1 protein-coding gene is annotated in these 2,800 nt (G+C 41.6%); it reads left to right on the top strand.

Annotated features, from left to right (window positions below; all coding sequences use genetic code 11):
- A partial coding sequence (locus tag B2X33_RS08565; RefSeq protein ID WP_296669014.1) for an Ig-like domain-containing protein occupies positions 1 to 2,800 on the top strand: 2,800 nt, incomplete at both ends.

Here is a 2,800-nt window from a genome sequence, read left to right on the forward strand (position 1 = left end):
AGCTGGACTGCGGTTGTTTCAAGCGATATGCTTTCAGCCCTTGATGAAAAAGACGGCTCAGCCGCGTATGTTTTCCATGTTGTTGCAGTGGATAATGCTGGAAACAAAACCGGCAATTCTGCTCTTGATTACATTTCAATTTATCCTGATTCTGAAAAGCCTGTTGTTGGCGATTTAGACGCAACTTTGGGCGGCGGCGCAATTTCAAGTTTTAATATTGCAAGCCTAGGCAACGAAGGCGATTTTGTTATTTCTTCTGATATTTCTGACAACGGCGGAATTGCTTCTGTTTCTATCCAAAACAACAACGAGGAAATTTCTTCAGACAAAGTTTCAGTATCAAATTCTGATGGAAAATACAGTTTTACAATCGACAAGTCTGTTGTTCAGGAAGGCTCGAATACTTTCACCGTAAAGGCAAAAGACAAGGCCGGAAATGAGAATTCTGCAAAACTCACGATTACATCTGACAAGACTGCTCCGAATGTTGTGATAAGCGGACTTAGCCCGACTGTAACAAAAGAAAATGCTGAGTATGTAAACGGAAAAATCACAGTTATGGGCGTTGCTTCCGATACAATGGCTCTTGCTGAAAAATCTCTTTCAATAAAGATTTTGGACTCAAACAGCAATGAGCAGTCGGCTGAAAACCTTATTGCTTCCGGTGATTATTCTTTGGGCGGAACTTATAAGAGCTGGAATTTTGTTCTTGATACAACAAAGCTGGCGGACAATTCATCTTATACGATTAAAGTTTCTGCTGAGGACGCCGCAGGAAATGTTTCTTCCTTGGCTGAAAGAACTATAAATGTTGACCAAAGCACTGATTCTCCTGTCTTGACTCTCTCAAATGCTGATTCTTCTGTAAAAACTTTTGACGCAATCAAAGACGGAGAAACAAACATCTTCGGAATAAGCTCAAACAACGTTTTAAAAGGCACGATTACAGATGACGACGGAATAAAGACTGTAAAAATTACGCTTACTTCTGAAAATGGAACTGTAACAACGGAAGAGCTTTTAACAGGCGGAACTTCAACCTCTTATAGCCTGAATTATAATTTGCCTTCGGACGAGGGCGGATATACTGTCGAAATCGCCATTGAGGATACAAAAGTTGAAACTACGGTTTCTTCTATAAGCAGCAGTTTTGCACTTGCGGTTGATTCGGGCGCGCCTTCTATAAAGATTGAGACTTCTAACGGCGGATATTATAACGGAACTTCAACTCCAGTAAATGTTGAGGGAACTGTAAGCGATGGTAGCGGAAAAATTACTTTGAGCGCAGCTTACAGCAATGACGGCGCAAATTCCGCAGGCGGAAATTATTCTTCTGAAAAAGAAGTTACTATTTCGGACGGAAACGCTTCAATAAGCGACACAATAAATATCTCTTCGCTTTTGGACAACACAAGCGGCGGCTACACGGCGACATACACAGCAAAAGACCGCTGGGGACAGACTTCTTCGGCAACGTTCAAATATTACAAAGATTCTGTATCTCCAATTTTTGATGATGAAAACTCAAGCGTTGCGGGAACATCTACAATAGAAAAAGTTCTTGAATCTTGGTTCAAGGATGAAACTCTTTCTGTTACGGCAGCGTTTGACGAAAGCGGAAGCGGCGTTGACACAGTTTATTTCTGGCTTGACCCGTCAAGTTCTGCCGGTTCAGATGTTGTTTCCGGCGACATCACAAAAATTTCTGCGAGCGCGACTGCAAGCAATTCAAATGGCAAGGCGACTGTAAAAACTTCAATCAGCGGATTTACGGAAAGCAGCACGGCTCATACTCTTGAGGTTGTCGCAGTTGACAAGGCTGGAAACAAGAGCGCGACACAGAGCTATGCGATTAGAATTGACTCTACTGCGCCTGAATTTGCAAGTGCTTATTATACTTTTGACGGCACAACATTTGCAGATGCAAGCGGAAGTGTTCTTTCTAACAAAAAGAAGGATATTACGGTTTACGGAACTGTAAGCGATACTGCTTCCGGTGTCGGCGAATTTGATTCAATAACCGTTGCCGGCACAAAAATAACCAATGCGTCTTTTGCATTCTCTACAAGCGGGCTTCCGGCTTCTGCAAGCGAGTCTGAAATTTCTTCTTTGAGCTTTGTTTCTTACTCAGAAATAAGCGAAAAAACAGAAATAAAATCATGGAAACTCATTATTCCTGCTTCAAGCATAAAAGACGGCTCTGTGGCTTTGTCTCCGACAGACACGGCAGGCAATGGAAAAGGAAGTTTTCAGAAAATATTCACATTTGAAGTTGACACGACTGCTCCAGCTGTTGGATTTACAAGCCCTTCTGTTTCGGACAAAGTCGCGCTTTCTTCTGTGAATGGAACATCTGTGATTACAGGAAAAATCACCGAGGCGAAAACTCCAAAATCTCTTGAATTTTATTATTCAACAAAAAAATCTGATAATTTAAGCGATTACACAAAGCTTGGCGAGACAATTACAGACGCTTCCGCAATTTATACTTGGTCAAAAGAATTTGACTTTAATGATCTTTCTGATGCTGAAAATGCTGTTGATTCAAGCGGAAATTACACAGGAAAGGCAAGCCTTTATGTTCTTGTTGCCGCAACCGATATGGCGGAAAATGCGAATTATGAGGACGGCAAGATTACAAATTCTGACGGATTTGTTGAAATCCCTGTTGATTTGAATGGAGACGTTCCGACTGTAAGAATCACAAATCTTACTGCAAAATCTGACGGCTCATATTGGCTTGTAAACGGTGAAGACGCAAAAATTGAAGGAACTCTTTCTGATGATGACGGAAGCATTG

It is taken from the genome of Treponema sp. UBA785 (assembly GCF_002297065.1).
Taxonomy (GTDB): Bacteria; Spirochaetota; Spirochaetia; order Treponematales; family Treponemataceae; genus Treponema_D.